This is a genomic window from Nocardia sp. XZ_19_385, from assembly GCF_015355755.1.
GTDB lineage: Bacteria > Actinomycetota > Actinomycetes > Mycobacteriales > Mycobacteriaceae > Nocardia.
In genome coordinates this window covers 163698-180900 of record NZ_JACVEE010000001.1, presented here as the reverse complement: position 1 = coordinate 180900, position 17203 = coordinate 163698, and the positions used below count along the sequence as shown (strand labels likewise).

The window sequence follows — 17203 nt, the reverse complement described above, 5'->3', positions numbered from 1 at the left end:
TGCCGCACCGACGGCTCAGAACTCGCAGTACATGACGTGCAGACCGACCCGGCCGCGCGTGGGGTGGTGAAACGCTCCGGGCACGGTTCCCACGATCTCGAATCCCAGCCGTTTGTAGAGTTCGACTGCCCGGCAATTGGATTCGGCCACGGCGTTGAACTGCATGCCGACGAAGCCCTGCGCCTTCGCCCAGTCCAGCACGAACTGGCACAGCGCCGTACCGACACCCATGCCGCGGGCGTCCGCGGCGACCATGAAACTGGCCGTTGACACGTGTGCGCCCGGCCCCGGCCGATTGGCATACGCATTGGCGGTGCCCACCACCCGATCCCCGGCCACGGCTACGACAGTGACCGCAGGCGGCCCCATCACCCAGATGTCGTGTGCCTGATCCTCGGTCAACGCCGGGTCGTAGGTGAAAGTCTCACCGGCCCTGACGATCTCACGCATGATCGGCCAGACCTGCGTCCAATCGGCTTCGGTGTATTCGCGAACCCACACGGACCACACGCTAACTTGCCGGGGAATCTCCAGGAAAGAGCGCACCTGATCGACGACCCCGTCAGTTGTTGGCGCGCTGGATGGAGCGCCGGACCAGTCCGCGAATGCCGGGAAGCTGGATGGCGCGCAGCATCAGTTCACCGGCCCAGACGTGTGCGCGTGACGGTGGGGCGAATCGGTTCATTCCTTTTCGGGCCAGTGCCTGCCGCTGGAGTACTTCGGGACGCAACGCTGTCTCCCAGGCGCCGAGTGCGGCAGGAATGTCGTCGCCGTGTGCTGCTGATGCGGCGCCGAGCCGGTCGGCGCCGTCGAGTGCGAGGGCGGCGCCGTAACCGGCGAATACCGTTACGCACCAGGCTGCGTCGCCGAGCAGCACGACTCGGCCCTGATGCCAGCGGTCCATCACGATTTGTCCGACCGAGTCGAAGTAGGCGCCGGAGTCGAGTTGGCGGAGGGCGTCGGCGACGCCGCCGCCGAGATCCTCGAACGCCCGGGTCAGTGCGGGCGCTGCGCCAAGGGCCAGTTCAGATTTCGCGTCGGAGCAGCGGTAGGCAAAGAACGCCGAGGACCGTTCCGGCCCCAGGTTCATTACCGCGGCCGTGCGTCCGGGTCCGATAAAAGTGGTGCCGGCGCCTTCCGGTACGTGCTCGGGAACTGTTTCGAGCGGGAAAGCTCCAACCATGTGGCCCAGGTCCACGAAATATTCTTGCTCTGCGCCGAATACGAGCTCGCGGACCCGGGAGTGCACGCCGTCGGCTCCGACGAGCAGTTCGGTCCGCAGGCTGGTGCCGTCGCCGAGGGTGACGACGACTTCCCCGGGGGTTTGGGCGACGGCTTGCACAGTGGTGGCGAAACGAATGTCGGCGCACCCCGCCACCGCGTCGTACAGCGCCGACTCCAGGTCGCCGCGGAACACGCTCAGTGCCCGATTGCCGACGGCGGCCTCGGCGACAGCGGCGGGAATCCGGAACTTCTCCCGGCCGTCCGCGTGGACGAGAACCGAGGTGAAGAACCCGATATCGCGCGAAGTCAGCGCCGGTAGCAGCCCGAGCCGCTCGGCTGCCGCGTATCCCGGTCCGTGCAGGTTCACCAGATAACCGCTACTGCGTCGAGTCGGCGATCGCTCGAGCACGACGACTTCCCAGCCCTGCTGGTACAGCCGCAACGCGGCAGCCAAACCGGCGATACCGGCGCCGACGACTGTCGCCCGCCTGCGCGGTGTGCTGGTGTCGGGTGGTGCGGCGTTCGCGCGAGTTTCCATGTGTGACTCCTCGATCGATCTCGTTGTCGGCGAAAGCAATCCACGAACTGACGCCTTGCCGTCAACTAGTAGTTGACGAGGACAGAATCGTCAACCTATGGTTGACGCATGGATCGACAGGTGCGGCAAACGGGCCCGGAAGCGCCACTCATCAGCGGCGTCGCATGCAGCAAAGGTGTTGCCGCCGGCCCGGTTCGGCTCGTGCACAGTGTCGATGACTTCGACGCTGTTCGGCCGGGCGATGTCATCGTCTGCCGCACGACCGACCCCGCATGGACCATGCTCTTCAGCATCGCCGCAGCGGTGGTCACCGAAACCGGGGGGATCCTGTCCCACGCGGCAATTGTCGCCCGCGAGTTCGGGATTCCAGCCGTGGTGGCGGCCAAGGGTGCGATGCAGACTTTGGCGAACTACCGGACGATCTTGGTGGATGGGACCACGGGACAGGTTCACGCCGTGCGCTCGACCCAACGTTGATGTCTGGCACCACGGCTGCTCGCGGGAAAGGCCCGGAATGACGCACGTTTCATCCAGTTCGTTGCTCGCACTGCATGCGATCCGCCTCGGCGGGTTCGTCGACACGCAGGCGGTAGCCGATAGATACGGCATGCCGGTCGGCCTCGCGGAAGCGCAGGTGCGCGAATTCCGGACATGTCGCTGGATCAGCCGGTTCCGTTTCGGTGCGGACGCGGGGTGGTCGCTCACCGAGAGCGGGCGCGCGGAGAACGAACGGCAACTCGCCGACGAGCTTTCCGCGTGCGCGGCAAAAGCGTTGGTGGCAGAGGTCTATCGCAAGTTTCTTCCGCTCAACGCACGGCTGGTGCGGGCCTGCACGGCCTGGCAGTTGGTGATCCGGCCCGACGGCAGCATGCAGGACAACGACCACCGGGATGCGCAGCGGGATCGACAGATCCTCGTCGAACTCGAAAGCCTCGCAGCGGAATTGGCTCCGCTGACCACTCGGCTCACCGACCGTATCGCCCGCTTCTCCGGGTACGACTCCCGTTTCGCCGCCGCCCTCGCTCTGGCCGCCGATAACCCCGAGATGGTTACCGGCACCAAAGCCGATTCCGCCCACCGGGTCTGGTTCGAACTGCACGAAGATCTGATCGCCACGCTGGGTATCGATAGGGCACACAACTCCGGCCGCTAGCAGCGGGCTCAGTCGTCAGCGGGCGCAGCCTTCGTGGCGGCGACATGGACGGCATTGCCGCCCTCGTGTTTCGCGCGGTACATCGCGGAATCGGAATCGCGAAGCAGCTCACCGTAATAGGTTTCGCCGTGTGGTTGCGACGCGTCGAGAACCGCGACGCCGACGCTCGCGGTGATCGTCACGGGCAGCTCTGACATGCTCGCGATCGCCTGGCGTAATCGCTCACCTGTCGCGGCGGGGTCCGCACTCAAAGATCCGACCACCACGAACTCCTCTCCGCCGGTGCGTGCGACGAGGGCATCGGGTTCGACCGCTTCCCGCAGTTGCTGCGCCGCGTGAATCAGCACCTCGTCGCCGAAGGGATGACCGTAGGTGTCGTTGACGGCTTTGAACCGGTCCAAATCCAGGGTGGCGACAAACGCTGCGGTACTTCGCCGTCCACGGCCGTTCAGCGCCGACGACAGGTGTGCGTCCAGGCCACGCCGGTTCAACAGCCCGGTCAGCGGGTCGGACAACGCATCCACCCGCAGCAGCCAGTGACTGAACTGCATGAACGGCAGAACGACGCCGACCACGACCACCATCACCAGCACGACACCGAGGCCGACGGCGATATCGGCGCGCCGGCTGGTGTCGTTGGCCGGCAGCCGGCCGCCGATCATCAAACCCGCCATCAGCACGCTGGTCAGCACAGTCCAGCCGATGTGCAGAGCCAGGATCCGCGGACCATGGAACACCGCCACATAGCCGCCCATCGCCGCCAGCAGCACGATCCCCAGCACCCCGATGACGCGGTCATGAGTGATCAGCTCGTTGATGGCGGTGTCGAGATCGAAGAGCACAATCCAGGCCAGCGACTCGTATTCGCGCGGCCACGGAAAGAACCACCAGCGCAGCATCCACACCCCGGCCACGGCGGCCTCGACAACGCCCTGCACCTCGATGACCAGTCCCGGAGCATCGCCCTGCGCCACCGGCGCCAGCACCGCAAGGCACAGCATGACCAGTCCGCCGGTACCCAGCATGAACTTGAACGGGCCCAGCGCCCCATGCGAGGCGAACGTCTCGACCAGCTGGTCGTAGTCAACCCGATCTCGCCACCACCGGCGAAATAGGGATCGGTTGTCACTCATCGAGAAGCCGCCTTAGGTCGGCAACGGACCCCGGTTCTTTCGACCACCGTTTCCAAGATTGCCATACAGCCGAAGCGCTGCGGCGCAGACGCGACGGTAACTCTGATCAGCGTCGCTGCCCGGACGAATCGGTTGTTCGAGCAACCTTGGCAACCTCCGGGTCCGACACGCGCCTTTCGGGTTCGAACCGTAGGACATACACGGTGGTCGCGATGAACAGCAGTAGATAGCAGCACGAGTAGAAGGGCACGGCGATATGCGCCCACCACATGGGGATATCGTCGCGCGGCAGCATGAACAATCCGATGCCGATGGGGTGGGGCGCGTCCCGTATGGGCTCCCGGTCCGGATAGTTCCACCACCAGCAGAAGCTGACGAGGAAGACGACCACCGGCATCGACCATCGCAGGCGCGCTGTGCTGGTTTGCGCGTGATGCAGGGCGAGGACGAACAACGGCACGAACCACACCCAGTGATGCCCCCAGGAAAACGGGGACAGACACGCTGAGGTCATGCCCGCCAGCGTCACCGACAGCAACACCTGGCCGGATCGATACGCGCGAACGCTCGCCGCGAGCCCCAACAGGACCAGCGGAGTGGCTACGGCCAGCCACATCCAGGTGGGTGTGACGTACACCGTCGAGGTGGGACCGTCCACGGCGAAGCGGTCGATGTCGTAGAACCGCAGCATTTGCGCGAGGAATCCGTTGACCGATTGGTTGGCGGGCGAATCGACCGGGCCGACCCGCCCGGTCGCGTCGAACTGCCGTCCCCAATAGGTAGTGGAGTCGGTGGGCCGGATCAGGAAGCCGACACCGACCGTGGCCGCGAAGGTCGTCGTCGCGATCCAGAAGGCCCGCCACTGGCGCGTGCAGGCGAGGTAGACGAGGAAGAACCCGGGGGTGAGTTTGATTCCGGCCGCGATGCCGACGCCCACACCGCGCAGCGCCGCGGTGCGGGCGCGAGTTAGATCCCACACGCCGAGCAGCACCAGGAAGATATTGATCTGCCCGAGCCAGATCGTGGACCGCACCGGTTCGAACGCCGTGCACAGCACCGCCAGGGAAGCCGCGAAAACCCATGTGCGCCAGCTGTTCCGGTAGTGCAGCGCACGCAGGCAGACCGCGACCAGTGCGATCAGGGCGGCCATGATCGCCGCCCACCACAGCGCTTTGGCCACGACCGGGACGGTCAGTGTGAACGCGACGAACAACAGGGCAGCGAACGGCGTATAGGTGAACTCCATGTCGAAGAAGACCGGAGTGTCATACAGGCTGACTCCGTAGCGGACGGCCTCGCCGCCGGCGGTGTAGACGTACTGGTCGACATCGTTGTTGAACAGTCCGTAGTACGGGCTCCGGATCGGAATGGCGTAGACATGCCAGACGAGTGCCGCCGCCGCTGCCAGCAACGCGGCTCCGAGCATGCGCGTCGAAATGTCGTGCCGTGCTGCTTGATCGGCCACCGGTGTGGGCATTCTCGGTCCGAATCCTCGGGTCTGGGTCACTTCGGTGTGGGCGCGGGCAGAAGGCAACGCGCGATCTCATAGGTGGGAATGCGATCGATGCGCGTGCCGGCGAAGCTCAGCGACTGCATGACGTTGTGCCGGAAGCGCGTGAGCGTGAGCGGCGCCCGCGTGGAGGCCAGCAGATCCTGTGTTGCCGGGCAGGACATGGCTGTTCGCGCTTGCCGCACCCAGACGTCGTCGATATGCGCGGGCAGCCACGGGTGCTGATCGACCACGCCGGCATCGACCACCGCCCAGCTGGCATCGAGATTCTTGTCGTGCCCGATGCGCCCATCGGTCAGGCGATCGGTGTGCGCCGCCAGCGGATACGCCAGTCCCACCGGGTCGATGACGCGCACGGACAGTGGCAGATTCATGCTCGTCATGCCGAGATTCAGGAAGTACACGGTATGGCCCGCACCGCCATCGGGGATGGGTTGGGGCGGCGGCACGACGTACCAATAGGTCTGATCCGGCAGGTTGACCAGCAGTCCGCCGTTCGGCGTCTCCGCGATATCCCGGATCATGGGCCGCATGCGCGGATAGTCCAGATAGTCCTCCGCCCGGATCGGGTGATCGTGGCCGGTACCCAGCACGTAGTAGATGCGTTCGTCGACAATGCCGTTCGCGCGGATTTCGATGCCGTCGGTGACGGCCGTCGTTCGGGCAGCCGCCACCGCCCAGACGGCGATCCCGAGCAGGGCCGCGATCACGACGACGAAAGCCGCAGGGGGACGGCGCATTTCCGGCGCGCGCAGAGCTCTGGGCATCGGAATCGGCAGCACCATGACGGGCAGGAGCAGGCAGAACAGCTGCGGCAGCAGCATCCGGCCATGCATGAAGTCGCCGCCGACGCGCAACTCGTACACGACGAGCGCGACGCCGCTGCCGACCAGGACGGCGACGACAGCGCCGGGGGAGCGCAACCGGTCGCGCCACCCGGCCGGTGCGCTTCGGCGGCATTTCCGTTGCCGCACCACGACAATCGCGGTCCCGGCCAAAACCAGCAGCGGCAGCCACAACCGGTACGGCCCGACCAGATCCCACAGGTAGGTCCACCCTTGCGGCCACTTCGCACCGCCGGCGTCCTTGGCGACCGCGGTATTCGGGTAGGGCAGACCGTAGTAACCCATCCGCCAGACCTGATACCCCAGCGGAGCCACCCCCGCCACGCCGATCATCAGCATCCGGAAAACCCACGGCTGCAGCCGGTTTCGCGGAACCGGTGCGCAGAACAGGATCAGCAACGCGAGCGCGCCGGCCACCGTGAGCTCCGGTCGCACCAGGGGAGCGAGCCCCGCCCAGAACGCCGCGACCATACCGCCCGCACCCTGCGACCACCGCAGCAGCAACCACCACAGCACCGCCAGCCACGCGATGACCAGACCGGTCTCCAGACCCGAGGTCGCGTAATCGGCCGCCGGCGGCACCGCGATATAGACGATCGCACCAGCCGGAACCAGCAGAGACGACGACGGCCCGCCCCACAATCGAGCAGACCCCAGCATCGCGACGACGATCGCCAGCACCGACAGGCCGAGCGCCAGTCCGAGAGCGACGTATTCGAGCCGCGCCTGGGTCAGCCAGCCGAACAACCACACGAGATAGGTCCACGCGGTACTGGTATTGGTTTCGACACGCTCGTCGAGATTGAATACCGGGCCGTTGCCCGCCAGCAGGTTCCGCACGGTGCGCAGCACGATCAAGCCGTCGTCGGAGATCCAGCGCCGCTGCCAAGCACCGCCCGCGAACACGGCCGTGGTCACCGCGACCCCGCCGAGAAGCACTGCATGCGACAGCGTTCCGGGCCGGCGTCGCACGACATCCTGGTCGGTCGGCTGCCGTAGGGGAGTACCGTTGCCGCCGTCGTCGTGTTGCGTTGGCGGGGAAGGTAACACCGACAGCGACATCTAACCCTCCGATCCCATGCGAGCGTGCGATGAGACCCGTTAGCACGCCTGTGCGACGGGCGGTTACGTTGAACGGTAGGACGTTTCGTAGATAGCCTCGTCATTGCGATACTCGACGAAGTCGAACACAATCGATCGGTGACCTCGCGCTACACACCGTTTCGGTGGTTCGCTCCGCGCGATGGGGAATCACGATAGCGCACCGTCGACCAGGCTTCGGCAGCACTATTCGAGGGCGGCGAGCTTCCGTGCGAGAACGGTCTTCTCGCGGTCGTTGCCACACAGCTGGATCGCCTCGGTAAGCGCGGCGCGCGCCTCGGCGGTGCGGCCGAGCCGTGTGAGGAGTTCACCGCGCACGCTCGGCAGCAGATGCGAAGTCGCCAGTGCCCCACCAGCTGCCAGTTCGTCGACGATCGGTAGTGCGGCGGCGGGCCCGCTTGCCATCGATACCGCCACGGCGCGGTTGAGCTCCACCACCGGGGAGGGCGCGAGCCTGCCCAGCGCTTCGTAGAGCAGCACCACCCGCTCCCAGTTCGTTGCCTCGACCGAGGGTGCGACAGCATGACATTCGGCGATCGCGGCCTGCAGACCATAGGAACCGAGGCCACGGCCGACTTCGGCGGCCTTGCCCAGCGCGGCCCGGCCACGCCGGATCGCGGATCGATCCCAGCGCCGCCGATCCTGCTGTTCGAGCAGCACCGGTTCCCCGTCGGGACCCGTGCGGGCGGGAAATCGGGCGGCGGTGAGTTCGAGCAGTGCGAGCAGCCCGTACACCTCGGCTTCGCCGGGCATCAGGCGGGCCAGGACCCGCGCGAGCCGCACGGCCTCACCGGCCAGATCGGCTCGGATCAAATCGCTGCCCGCGCTGGCCGAGGAGCCCTCGGTGAAGATGAGATAGATGACGCCGAGCACCGACCCGAGCTGGGCCCGGCGTTCGGCCGCGGGCGGCACCTCGAACGCGACCTCGGCGGCGCCGAGTGTCTTCTTGGCCCGGGTGATCCGTGCCTGCACCGTCGCGGTCGGCACCAGGCACGCCTTGGCGATCTCGTCACTGGACAGACCGCCGACCACGCGCAACGTCAACGCCAAGCGGGCTTCGCGCGAAAGCACCGGATGACAGGAGATGAACATCAGCGCGAGCACGTCGTCGTCGATCTGGTCGGGATCCCACAGGACCTGCGCGTCCTCCTGCGCCGGCTCGGCGGGCGCGCCGCCGGCCAGCACGCCACCCTCGCCGAGAGTTCCCGCGAGGGTGGCGTACCGGTCGTCGAGTGCGGCGCGGCGCCGGAACGCGTCGATCGCGCGGCGCCGCCCGACGGTGAGCAACCACCCGGCCGGTTGCCGTGGCACGCCGTCACGCGGCCACGTCACCAGCGCCTCGGCTAGCGCCTCCTGCGCGAGATCCTCGGCCATCGCGAAGTCGCCGGTGTAGCGGGCCAGCGCGCCGACGATCCGGGCCGACTCGATCCGCCAGACCGCGGCCACGGCTTCCCGGCCGGAGTGGTGCGTCATCGTGGTGGCGTCCTCAGAGCTGACCGGTGGCCTCGCGCCAGGCGCGTTCCTTCAGGATCCACTTGTTGTCCTGCGGGAACTCGTCGATGGAGGCGACCCGGCGAATCTCGGTCTTTACTCCGGGCCCGGTCATCGGCATCCGCTTGGCCCACTCGACCGCCTCTTCCTTCGACGCGACATTGAGGATGTAGTAGCCGCCGAACAGTTCCTTGGTCTCGCCGTAGGGACCGTCGGTGACCACGGGGGGTTCGGTGGCGTAGTCGACGACCACGGTCTCGGCGGCGTCTTCGAGGCCCTCGGCGGCGACGAGGACCCCGGCGCGGATCAGTTCATCGTTGAATTTGCCCATGGTCTCGAGCATCTGGTCGAAATCGATGTCACCGCCCGCGGCCCAGGCTTCGTCGGTCGCGCGCATGATCAGCATGTACTTCATGATTTTGGCTCCTGGGGTAGGTGTGGATCCTTCTTACATCCCTAGGTCGAACGGGTGATGGCATAGATCGACAACCCACCGAAACATTTTTCGCTCCACGAAATCGGGGACGGCTTCGTTGAGCCGAACATCTGCTGCGACGCTGTACGGTTGCTGGGTGTGAATGCGGGGCAGTCAGGGCAGCGTGCGTACGCAATCTGAAAGGCTCGGATCTGATGCCGATAGACGCCGACCGGAGTTTCGACGAACTGGACGACCGCACCCACGGCGATGCTGGAAAGCCGCCGACCAAGCTCGGGCTCGATCGCTTGGTTTTCGGCGTCACCGCAATCACCTCGCTGGCTTTCGTGGCGTGGGGCATCCTCGATCACAAAGGCCTCGGCACGGCCTCTGCTGACGCGCAGTCGTGGGTGATCACCAATACCGGTTGGCTGTTCGTGCTGGTCGCCTCGATGTTCGTCGTTTACGTCATCTGGTTGGCGGCGAGTCGATACGGCAAGATTCCGCTGGGCGCCGACGGGGAGGAACCGGAGTTCCGCACCACGTCCTGGATCGCGATGATGTTCAGCGCGGGCATGGGCATCGGCCTCATGTTCTGGGGCGTCGCCGAACCGTTGTCGCACTACATGAGTCCGCCGCCGGGGACTGTCGAGCCGGAGACTTCGAAGGCCATCGAGGTCGCGATGGCAACGTCGTTGTTCCACTGGACCCTGCACCCGTGGGCCATCTACGCCGTGGTCGGACTGGCCATCGCCTACGGCACCTTCCGCAAGGGACGATCCCAGCTGATCTCGTCGATGTTCCGGCCCATTCTCGGGCGGCGCGCGGACGGCATCGGCGGACGCGCGATCGACATGATGGCGATCTTCGCGACACTCTTCGGCTCCGCGGCCTCACTCGGGTTGGGCGCGTTGCAAATTGGCGCGGGCATGGAGTTCAACGGCTGGATCGACTCGATCGGCAAGATCGGCCTCGTCGCCATCATCACCGGCCTGACCCTCGCCTTCATCGTGTCGGCAGTCTCCGGAATCGACCGCGGCATCCAATGGCTCTCGAATATCAATATGGTGCTCGCCGTGCTGCTCGCGGCATTCATCTTTGTCGCGGGCCCCACGCTGTTCATGCTCAACCTGCTGCCCACCGCCCTCGGTGACTACCTCTCGAACTTGGCCGAGATGGCCTCGCGGACGGGCATGAGCGGTGACGCGGATGTCCAGAAGTGGTTGTCGAGCTGGACGATCTTCTACTGGGCGTGGTGGATCTCGTGGACCCCGTTCGTCGGCATGTTCATCGCCCGGATCAGCCGCGGCCGCACGATCCGTCAGTTCGTCACCGGTGTCCTGCTGGTGCCCAGCATCGTCAGCTTGGTGTGGTTCGTGATCCTCGGCGGAGCCGGCCTGTTCCAGCAGCGTGCGACCGGCGATCTGACCGAGGCGGATGGCTCCGTCAACTCGAACTTCGCCCTCTTCCATCTGCTCGATCACTATCCGCTCGCCTCGGTAACCGCCGTACTGGTGATGATCCTGGTCGGCATTTTCTTCATTTCCGGCGCCGATGCCGCTTCGATCGTGATGGGCACCTTGTCCGAGAAGGGCGGCATCGAACCGTCCAAGCCGACGGTGGTCTTCTGGGGCACCGCCACCGGCGCTGTCGCCGCCATCATGCTGATCATCGCCGACGCCGACAACCTCGGCGGCGCGCTCACCGGCCTCCAAGCCGTGACCACAGTGGTGTCGCTGCCCTTCGTGCTGGTGATGGGATTCCTGTGTGTCTCGCTCTATAAGGACGTGCGCTCGGACCCGATGATCCTGCGCGAAGAACACGGTGCTGCCCTCGTCGAAAGCGCGGTGGTGCAGGGCACCGAGCGTCACGACTGCGAGTTCGAGCTTGTCACCGAGCGTGTAGACGATTCCCGCGCGGCGATGCCGGAGAAACCGGTCGACTGAGGCGGAGAGCGCCTCTTCCCCTCGGGCATGCCGAAGCTGGCTGATACCTTGCGTATTCGCGCGGATCGGTCAGCGGCTGGTCCAGAGTTATAGGGAGGCCGCCGGTGCACAGCGCTGGAAGGTGGGCCACTGGCCGCCGGGCCGGGATCTTGGTGCTGATCGTCGCTGTGGTGGCGGGTGTCGCCGCGGTCGTGTGGATGAACCGAGCACCACGGGATCCGCAGGCGACCTCCGAAGGCTATGGCCGCTTTCGGATTTCGTCCCCGCTCGATTCGACTCCGGTGCCGCAGTGGACATTGCGCGCTTCTGACTTGTCCGATGAACCCGGCGCGGTTTTGCTGTCCGCGCCGCAGGGCCTGGACCGGTACTACGGTTACGGGTCGCCGATGGACGCCGGCACGGTGATCGTCGCCGCGACCGCGGTGCCCGGAGAGCCGGGGCCCGGCGAAACCAGCGGACGCGGGGTCGGGCCGGTGCGGATGCACGGCATCGATCCAGGCACCGGGCAGGTGCGATGGACGACCGAGGTCGGAGAGCTCGACACCTGCCGTGAGCAGATCTTCGACGGAAAGCTCGCCTGCCGAGGCGCACATCGAGTGCTGATCATCGAGGCTGCGACCGGGGCGATACTCGGCGACCAGACGACGGACTTCGAGGTCATGGACGTGGCGGTGTGGGACGGCGTCGTCTCGGTCACCGGCCGGACTCCGGACTGGATGACCGCCGTCGTGACCCGGGGGACTTTCGCGGACATCGCCGCGACCTGGCGGCGAACGTACCCGACACCTCTTCCCGGTGACCCGGTCACTCCCAGGATCGGCAGCCGAGACTACTTCCAGGATGGGCACGACCACAGTGTCCGCCTCTACGATCTGCGCACCGGCGAGCCGCTGTTCACCGGACCCATCGTCGGAACCTTGGAAGGCGGCCTGATCGCCGAGCAGGAAAATATTTGGCGCCCGGATCGGGTGCGTTTTCTCGATCGCCGAGGCGACGCGATCAGCGAGGTCAGCAACCCCGGCTTCATCTCCGAGTGGTTTCCGACCGCGACCGCGGCGATGCCGCCGATCCTCACCGGGGAAAGTGCCTACGAGCGAACGACCGGCCGAGCCTTGTGGACCAATGCGCAGATCGGTATGGAAGATGTCACCGGCCGTATAAGCGCCATCCAGGGAGTAGTGGACAAAACGGTGATCGTGCGATCCCGCGAGGGCTCCGAGCTCTCAGGATTGGATCTCACTGACGGACACCAGATCTGGCGGCGGCCAACACCTTTCGCCAACGCGTCCCGCTATTCCCGCTTCGATGGCATCACCGACGGTAGACACCTGATCCTGTCCGACGGCGCCGCCGTGCACGCGATCGACGCCGCAGACGGTTCAACCGCTTGGTCGATCGCGCTACCACCCAGCGAGCGGCCCAACTTCCGCACGGCGGTGCAGGCGCTCGGCGGCCGCATGGTGACAACGACCGCGCAGGAATTCACCGGATACGCTGCGGGATAAGGGGTTTGCGTGAATTAGCCAGGTGAGCAAACGTCGACACAGGGGCCAGTAGACCGTACGTTCGTTGGAAGACGGACCTACCGGAGGGGGCTTCATGCGCGTCGATGTCGAATTCGCCAGTGATGGTGTGACTTTGAGGGGCTGGCTGTATCGGCCAGACGATGCACGGGGCACTACACCGCTCGTGGTCATGACGCACGGATTCGCGGGGGTGAAGGAATGGGTGGCACCTTTTGCTGACGTGTTCAGCGCTGCCGGCTTGGCCTGCCTGGTATACGACCACCCTGGATTCGGGACCTCGGAAGGCGAACCCCGTCAAGAGGTCGACCCTACCGCCCAAATCGAGGGCTATCGCGACGCGATCACCTTCGCTCAGACCCTGGAGGGGATCGATCCCGAGCGCATCGGTGTCTGGGGGACCAGCTTCTCAGGCGGACACGTCCTGGTGGTCGCAGCGACCGACCGGCGGGTACGTGCGGTTGTCTCCCAGGTACCGACTACCAACGGGTGGGCCAATTTCCGAAGCCTGGTCCCCACATTCATGCTGCCGCTCGTCCACGCGGCTATCGCTGCCGACCGCCTGGCCCGCGCTAGTGGCAAGCCCCATCAGACCATAAAAGCGGCCTCCGAAAACCCGACAGACTTCGTCGCTATGCCCGGCATCGAGGCCTACCAATGGCTGATGGCCAACGGCCCCCAGGTGCCGACCTGGCGCAACGAGGTCACCGTCTCGAGCATCGATAAGTTCCAGTCCTACACCCCAGAAGCGTTCATACGACGCGTATCACCGACACCTCTGCTAATGGTGATCGCCGAACAGGACACCCTCACACCCAGCGATATCGCACTGCAGAGCTACGCCGAAGCGTTAGAACCCAAGCGGCTCGTATTGATACCCGGCCCGCACTTCGCGGTGTACGAGGAACAGTTCGAACGAGCATCCAGCGCTGCCCGTGACTTCTTCCTCGACACGCTCGCCTGATCATCGATCGCCTCAGGATCGGCATTGGCCCGAACTAACCTTCAACGACGCAACGAGCCCGGCCGCGATTTCGCGGAACTAACCTGCAGTCGTAATACGACTCGTTTCGAAAGGACTTTCTACTGGTGATCACCGGCGAAACCACCGAGCGTGTGGGCGCTCGGATCGTCGCGCGAACCCAGGTCGAACATGAGAATTAGATTGAACCCGAATCTTGTTGGGCTACAGTGTATCTCGTGCGCGCGCGAATACGAGGTCGCCCACTTCCCGCGGGGCTGTCCGAGCTGTTTCGAGGCAGGCGCACCGTCCAACATGCGATGCGCATACCGAACGCTGGACACGCCGGCGAGCTTGGTTCCGCTTGTCGATCCGATCACGCTGGGGTCGGGCAGGACTCCGCTGCTTCGACTGCCGGACAGTTTGGGGCTGGGGCCCGGTGTGTGGGCGAAAGATGAGAGCCGCAATCCGACTGGTTCGCACAAGGACCGATTCAGCCTCGGCGCTGTCGGCTGGGCATACCTAGCCGGTTTCGACACGATCGTGGCGGCCTCGTCGGGTAACGCTGCGCTGTCGCTGAGTGCTTTCAGCGCCGCTTACGGGCTCGGCTGTGTCATCGCGATGTCCAAGTCGGTCGTCGGGCCGATTCCCGGCCATGTCCGAGCGTTGGGTGCTCATATAGAAATCTTCGAAACCGACGACCAGCGCTGGGAATACGTCGCGGATCGGTGTGCGGATGGCAAGGATTTCAACGCCACGAACTTCGCGGTCCCGGTAGTGGGAAGCTCGCCCTTCGGGATCCAGTACTTCAAGGAGATCGCGTACGAAATCGCCGCATCCGAGTGCACGCCCGACGCGCTCATCGTCCCCAGTTCCCGAGGAGATCTGGCCTTCGGGATCTATCAAGGTTTCGTGGACTTGGGAAAGCCGGTGCCCCGGCTTTATCTGGTCGAGCCGTTCCCGCGATTGGAAGCGGTCCTGGACTCCGGTGTCGATTGGCGGACTGCTTTTCCGGGGGAGACCGGCAACCTCGTCTCAATCGGTGGCGACACGACTACCCAGCAGTCGATCGCCGCCGCCGTGGGTTCCGGCGGTGGGGCCGTGGCAGTAGACCACTCGAAGGCCGCTGCCCGGCACCAGCGGATGTGGGAGCACGGTTACTGCTGGGAGGTCAGCTCCAATTCGGGCTTTGCGGCTTTGGAGTACCTGCAGCAGCAGGGCCAGGTATACCCGTCCGAGACGGCGATCGTCATCGCGACGTCGCACGGATTCAAAGGGCTGTAGGGGCAGACCCCGCAGCGTGGCCGATGAGTTTTCGGCTCCCGGTCGGTCCTAACTCGTGACACCCTAGGAAAGGACACTCCATGTCGGAACTTCTGGTCGACTTCATCACCTCCCTCGACGGCTACGCATCGGGAGAAGGCTGGCCCGGGTTCTGGGGACTCGAGAGCAAGGAGTACCTCGCGTGGCTCGGCGAGCAGCCCAAGGTCACCTACCTGATGGGAGCGAACACCTACCGGCTGATGTCAGGGTTCGCCGTCGGCGAGGTCCCGGACGGCCAAGACGAGTTCAGGCCCGAAGAAGAGGCGTCCGTGGATGAGCTCACGCAAGCGTCCAAGGTGGTGTTCTCCTCCTCGCTCGCGGAGCCACTGACGTGGGCCAACTCCACGCTCGTGCGCGACGACGCCGTCGAGGCGGTCCGCGCCATGAAGTCGAGTGGTTCGGGGCTCCTGAGCACGATCGGCAGCCTGAGCCTATGCCGGTCCCTGTTGCGAGCCGGACTCGTCGACCGCTTCCGGGTGGTGATGTTCCCGGTGATCACCGGGGCCACGGGCGCAGAACGCATTTACGACGGCTATCCGGACGTTGCCCTCGAAATGATTGAGCACCGCACCTTCGACGGCGGAATTCAGCTGGTCGAGTACCGGCCCCGTGTGCTCGACCACCCACCGCTCGGCGCCCCTGCGTAAGGTCGTCCCGTTCGTCCGGAAACCCGAGCTCGTACGGCCGCACGGAAGTTCGTGCGGCCGTATCTGTTTCGATCACGGCCAGTTGTCCAACCCGAATCTGACGAGATCGGTCATCGCCCGATAGCCGGCGTAGACGTCCCGTCTCGGATCCAATCCGTCCTTCTCGCTCCCGCTCGTGATTCCGACGGTGTACGGATCGGTGCCCGCGAAGTACCAGAGCGGTCCTCCCGACCATCCGTCCGAGACATGGTGCACTGTTTCGTATTCTCTACCGGGGTCGTCATTGTCGATATCGCGGATGCCGAGCGCGAAGTTGACCGCAGGCCGGCCCCCGAAGGTATCCGGGTAGCCGGATGACGTGTAATTGCGGCTCTCGATGTCGCTGTCTCCAGCGCTGCGCGTGCCCATCCACCCGAGGGCGTTGCCGAGTGGTTGGTACAGCCGGCACAGGGCGTAGTCGTAGCCGAAGACCTCGCCGCCCTGCGGCCGATAACCGCGAAATTCGGACACGTACGACGAGCCGAATGGAGTCGGGTTCGGGTCGCCGGCCCGATACGCGGGGATGAATTGCACCCACCAGTTCGGTTGGTCCCACGGCATGACGTGTCCGGCTGTGAGGACGAGGTTCGGGCCGACCAGGACCCCGCTCCCGCCGCCCGTCGGGGTGTAGACCTTGCCGATCGTGCGCCACGGGTACGGGAACCGCTCCGCCTCGGCGGCGAAGGCCTCCAGAAACATCCGATCCTCGGCGAGGCCGGACTGGTGGGCGGAAACCGGATACGGCGCGAGATCGGGGAGGTATCGCTGCTCGACCCACGGCGGGCGGTACCCCCGGATGTGTGTGTCGTCGGTCGGCGATTCCGCACGGGGGTCGATCTCGAGTTCGGTCTGCGCGAGCCCTGGAATGGTGGACCTGATCTGGCCGTCCGACTCGAGGACCCGCCAATCAGCGGTGGCGCCGGGGGAGTCACCGACCTGGAAGGCCGTCTTGGGGGTGTAGTCCGACCGGATGTAGATTCCGCTGTCCGGCTTGATCAGCGCTGCCATATCGGGCGGCATCGTCTCCGTGGCCGGAATAGGGGCGGCTGCTCGCATCTCGTCTAGAGTCAGTCCGGGCGCCGGACCGGTGGTTGTTGTAGTCACCGGGTCCTCCTCGCAATGGTGGGTGGTTGAAACGTGACACCTCGAGATCCTTCGCGATTGGTAGCGAAGCGGCATGAGTGTTCAGCTACTCGTCTTTCTCGAGCCCACGAAAGGGCACCCGGCCGCGGGTTATCGGTAACTGCGACGCCGGCGCGAGCACCGGAAGTGTCCCGAATCCCACGAGCTCCGGCCCGGCCTCGCCGAGCTCGACCTGGAGCTGTCAACACCCGCCGAGCCGCCGATGCCGGCT

At 65.5% G+C, this 17203-nt stretch carries 15 protein-coding genes; 7 read left to right on the top strand and 8 right to left on the bottom strand.

What is annotated here, in order from left to right; all coding sequences use genetic code 11:
* Positions 1-15: 15 nt before the first annotated feature.
* Entirely contained in the window at positions 16-501 is a 486-nt protein-coding gene (locus IBX22_RS00655; RefSeq protein ID WP_194813437.1) for a GNAT family N-acetyltransferase, read from the bottom strand.
* A gap of 61 nt (positions 502-562) precedes the next feature.
* Positions 563-1762 carry an FAD-dependent oxidoreductase gene (locus IBX22_RS00650; protein ID WP_194813436.1) on the bottom strand — a complete coding sequence of 400 codons (1200 nt, stop codon included), beginning with the start codon at positions 1760-1762 and terminating at the stop codon, positions 563-565.
* A 108-nt stretch (positions 1763-1870) separates the two neighbouring features.
* On the opposite strand from IBX22_RS00650, the gene IBX22_RS00645 reads away from it, so the two are divergent.
* Together IBX22_RS00645 and IBX22_RS00640 are read left to right on the top strand one after the other, a co-directional pair.
* A complete protein-coding gene (locus IBX22_RS00645; RefSeq protein ID WP_194813435.1) occupies positions 1871-2239 on the top strand; it encodes a PEP-utilizing enzyme in 369 nt (122 codons plus the stop codon).
* A gap of 37 nt (positions 2240-2276) precedes the next feature.
* Complete coding sequence (locus tag IBX22_RS00640) at positions 2277-2915, top strand: transcriptional regulator (RefSeq protein WP_194813434.1); 639 nt, start codon at positions 2277-2279, stop codon at positions 2913-2915.
* Positions 2916-2923: 8 nt separating this feature from the next.
* On the opposite strand, the gene IBX22_RS00635 is transcribed toward IBX22_RS00640, so the two are convergent.
* From IBX22_RS00635 to IBX22_RS00615, 5 genes are all read right to left on the bottom strand, one after another.
* A complete protein-coding gene (locus IBX22_RS00635; protein ID WP_194813433.1) occupies positions 2924-4048 on the bottom strand; it encodes a diguanylate cyclase in 1125 nt (374 codons plus the stop codon).
* 106 nt (positions 4049-4154) lie between these two features.
* On the bottom strand, positions 4155-5525 hold the full coding sequence (locus tag IBX22_RS00630; RefSeq protein ID WP_194813432.1) for a glycosyltransferase 87 family protein: 1371 nt from the start codon (positions 5523-5525) through the stop codon (positions 4155-4157).
* Between the two features lie 26 nt (positions 5526-5551).
* Positions 5552-7465: a flagellar motor control protein ZomB gene (gene zomB / locus IBX22_RS00625; protein ID WP_375540193.1), complete on the bottom strand. Its 1914-nt coding sequence runs from the start codon at positions 7463-7465 to the stop codon at positions 5552-5554.
* A gap of 225 nt (positions 7466-7690) precedes the next feature.
* The gene (locus IBX22_RS00620) at positions 7691-8977 is read right to left on the bottom strand and encodes an RNA polymerase sigma factor (RefSeq protein WP_194813431.1); all 1287 of its coding nucleotides are present in this window, start codon (positions 8975-8977) and stop codon (positions 7691-7693) included.
* Between the two features lie 13 nt (positions 8978-8990).
* Positions 8991-9410 (bottom strand): YciI family protein, encoded by a 420-nt coding sequence (locus IBX22_RS00615; RefSeq protein WP_194813430.1) that lies wholly within the window; start codon positions 9408-9410, stop codon positions 8991-8993.
* Positions 9411-9625: 215 nt separating this feature from the next.
* Between IBX22_RS00615 and IBX22_RS00610 the strand changes: the two genes are divergently transcribed.
* The 5 genes from IBX22_RS00610 (at position 9626) to IBX22_RS00590 (ending at position 15810) form a co-directional block, all read left to right on the top strand.
* Positions 9626-11356 (top strand): BCCT family transporter, encoded by a 1731-nt coding sequence (locus tag IBX22_RS00610; RefSeq protein ID WP_194813429.1) that lies wholly within the window; start codon positions 9626-9628, stop codon positions 11354-11356.
* A 104-nt stretch (positions 11357-11460) separates the two neighbouring features.
* Complete coding sequence (locus IBX22_RS38190; protein WP_194813428.1) at positions 11461-12861, top strand: PQQ-binding-like beta-propeller repeat protein; 1401 nt, start codon at positions 11461-11463, stop codon at positions 12859-12861.
* Positions 12862-12955: 94 nt separating this feature from the next.
* Positions 12956-13843, top strand: a complete 888-nt coding sequence (locus tag IBX22_RS00600) for an alpha/beta hydrolase (protein ID WP_194813427.1) — start codon at positions 12956-12958, stop codon at positions 13841-13843.
* 150 nt (positions 13844-13993) lie between these two features.
* Entirely contained in the window at positions 13994-15124 is a 1131-nt protein-coding gene (locus IBX22_RS00595) for a PLP-dependent lyase/thiolase (RefSeq protein ID WP_194813426.1), read from the top strand.
* An 80-nt stretch (positions 15125-15204) separates the two neighbouring features.
* Entirely contained in the window at positions 15205-15810 is a 606-nt protein-coding gene (locus IBX22_RS00590; protein ID WP_194813425.1) for a dihydrofolate reductase family protein, read from the top strand.
* A gap of 72 nt (positions 15811-15882) precedes the next feature.
* On the opposite strand, the gene IBX22_RS38185 is transcribed toward IBX22_RS00590, so the two are convergent.
* On the bottom strand, positions 15883-16953 hold the full coding sequence (locus IBX22_RS38185) for a trypsin-like serine protease (protein ID WP_194813424.1): 1071 nt from the start codon (positions 16951-16953) through the stop codon (positions 15883-15885).
* Between the last annotated feature and the right edge of the window lie 250 nt (positions 16954-17203).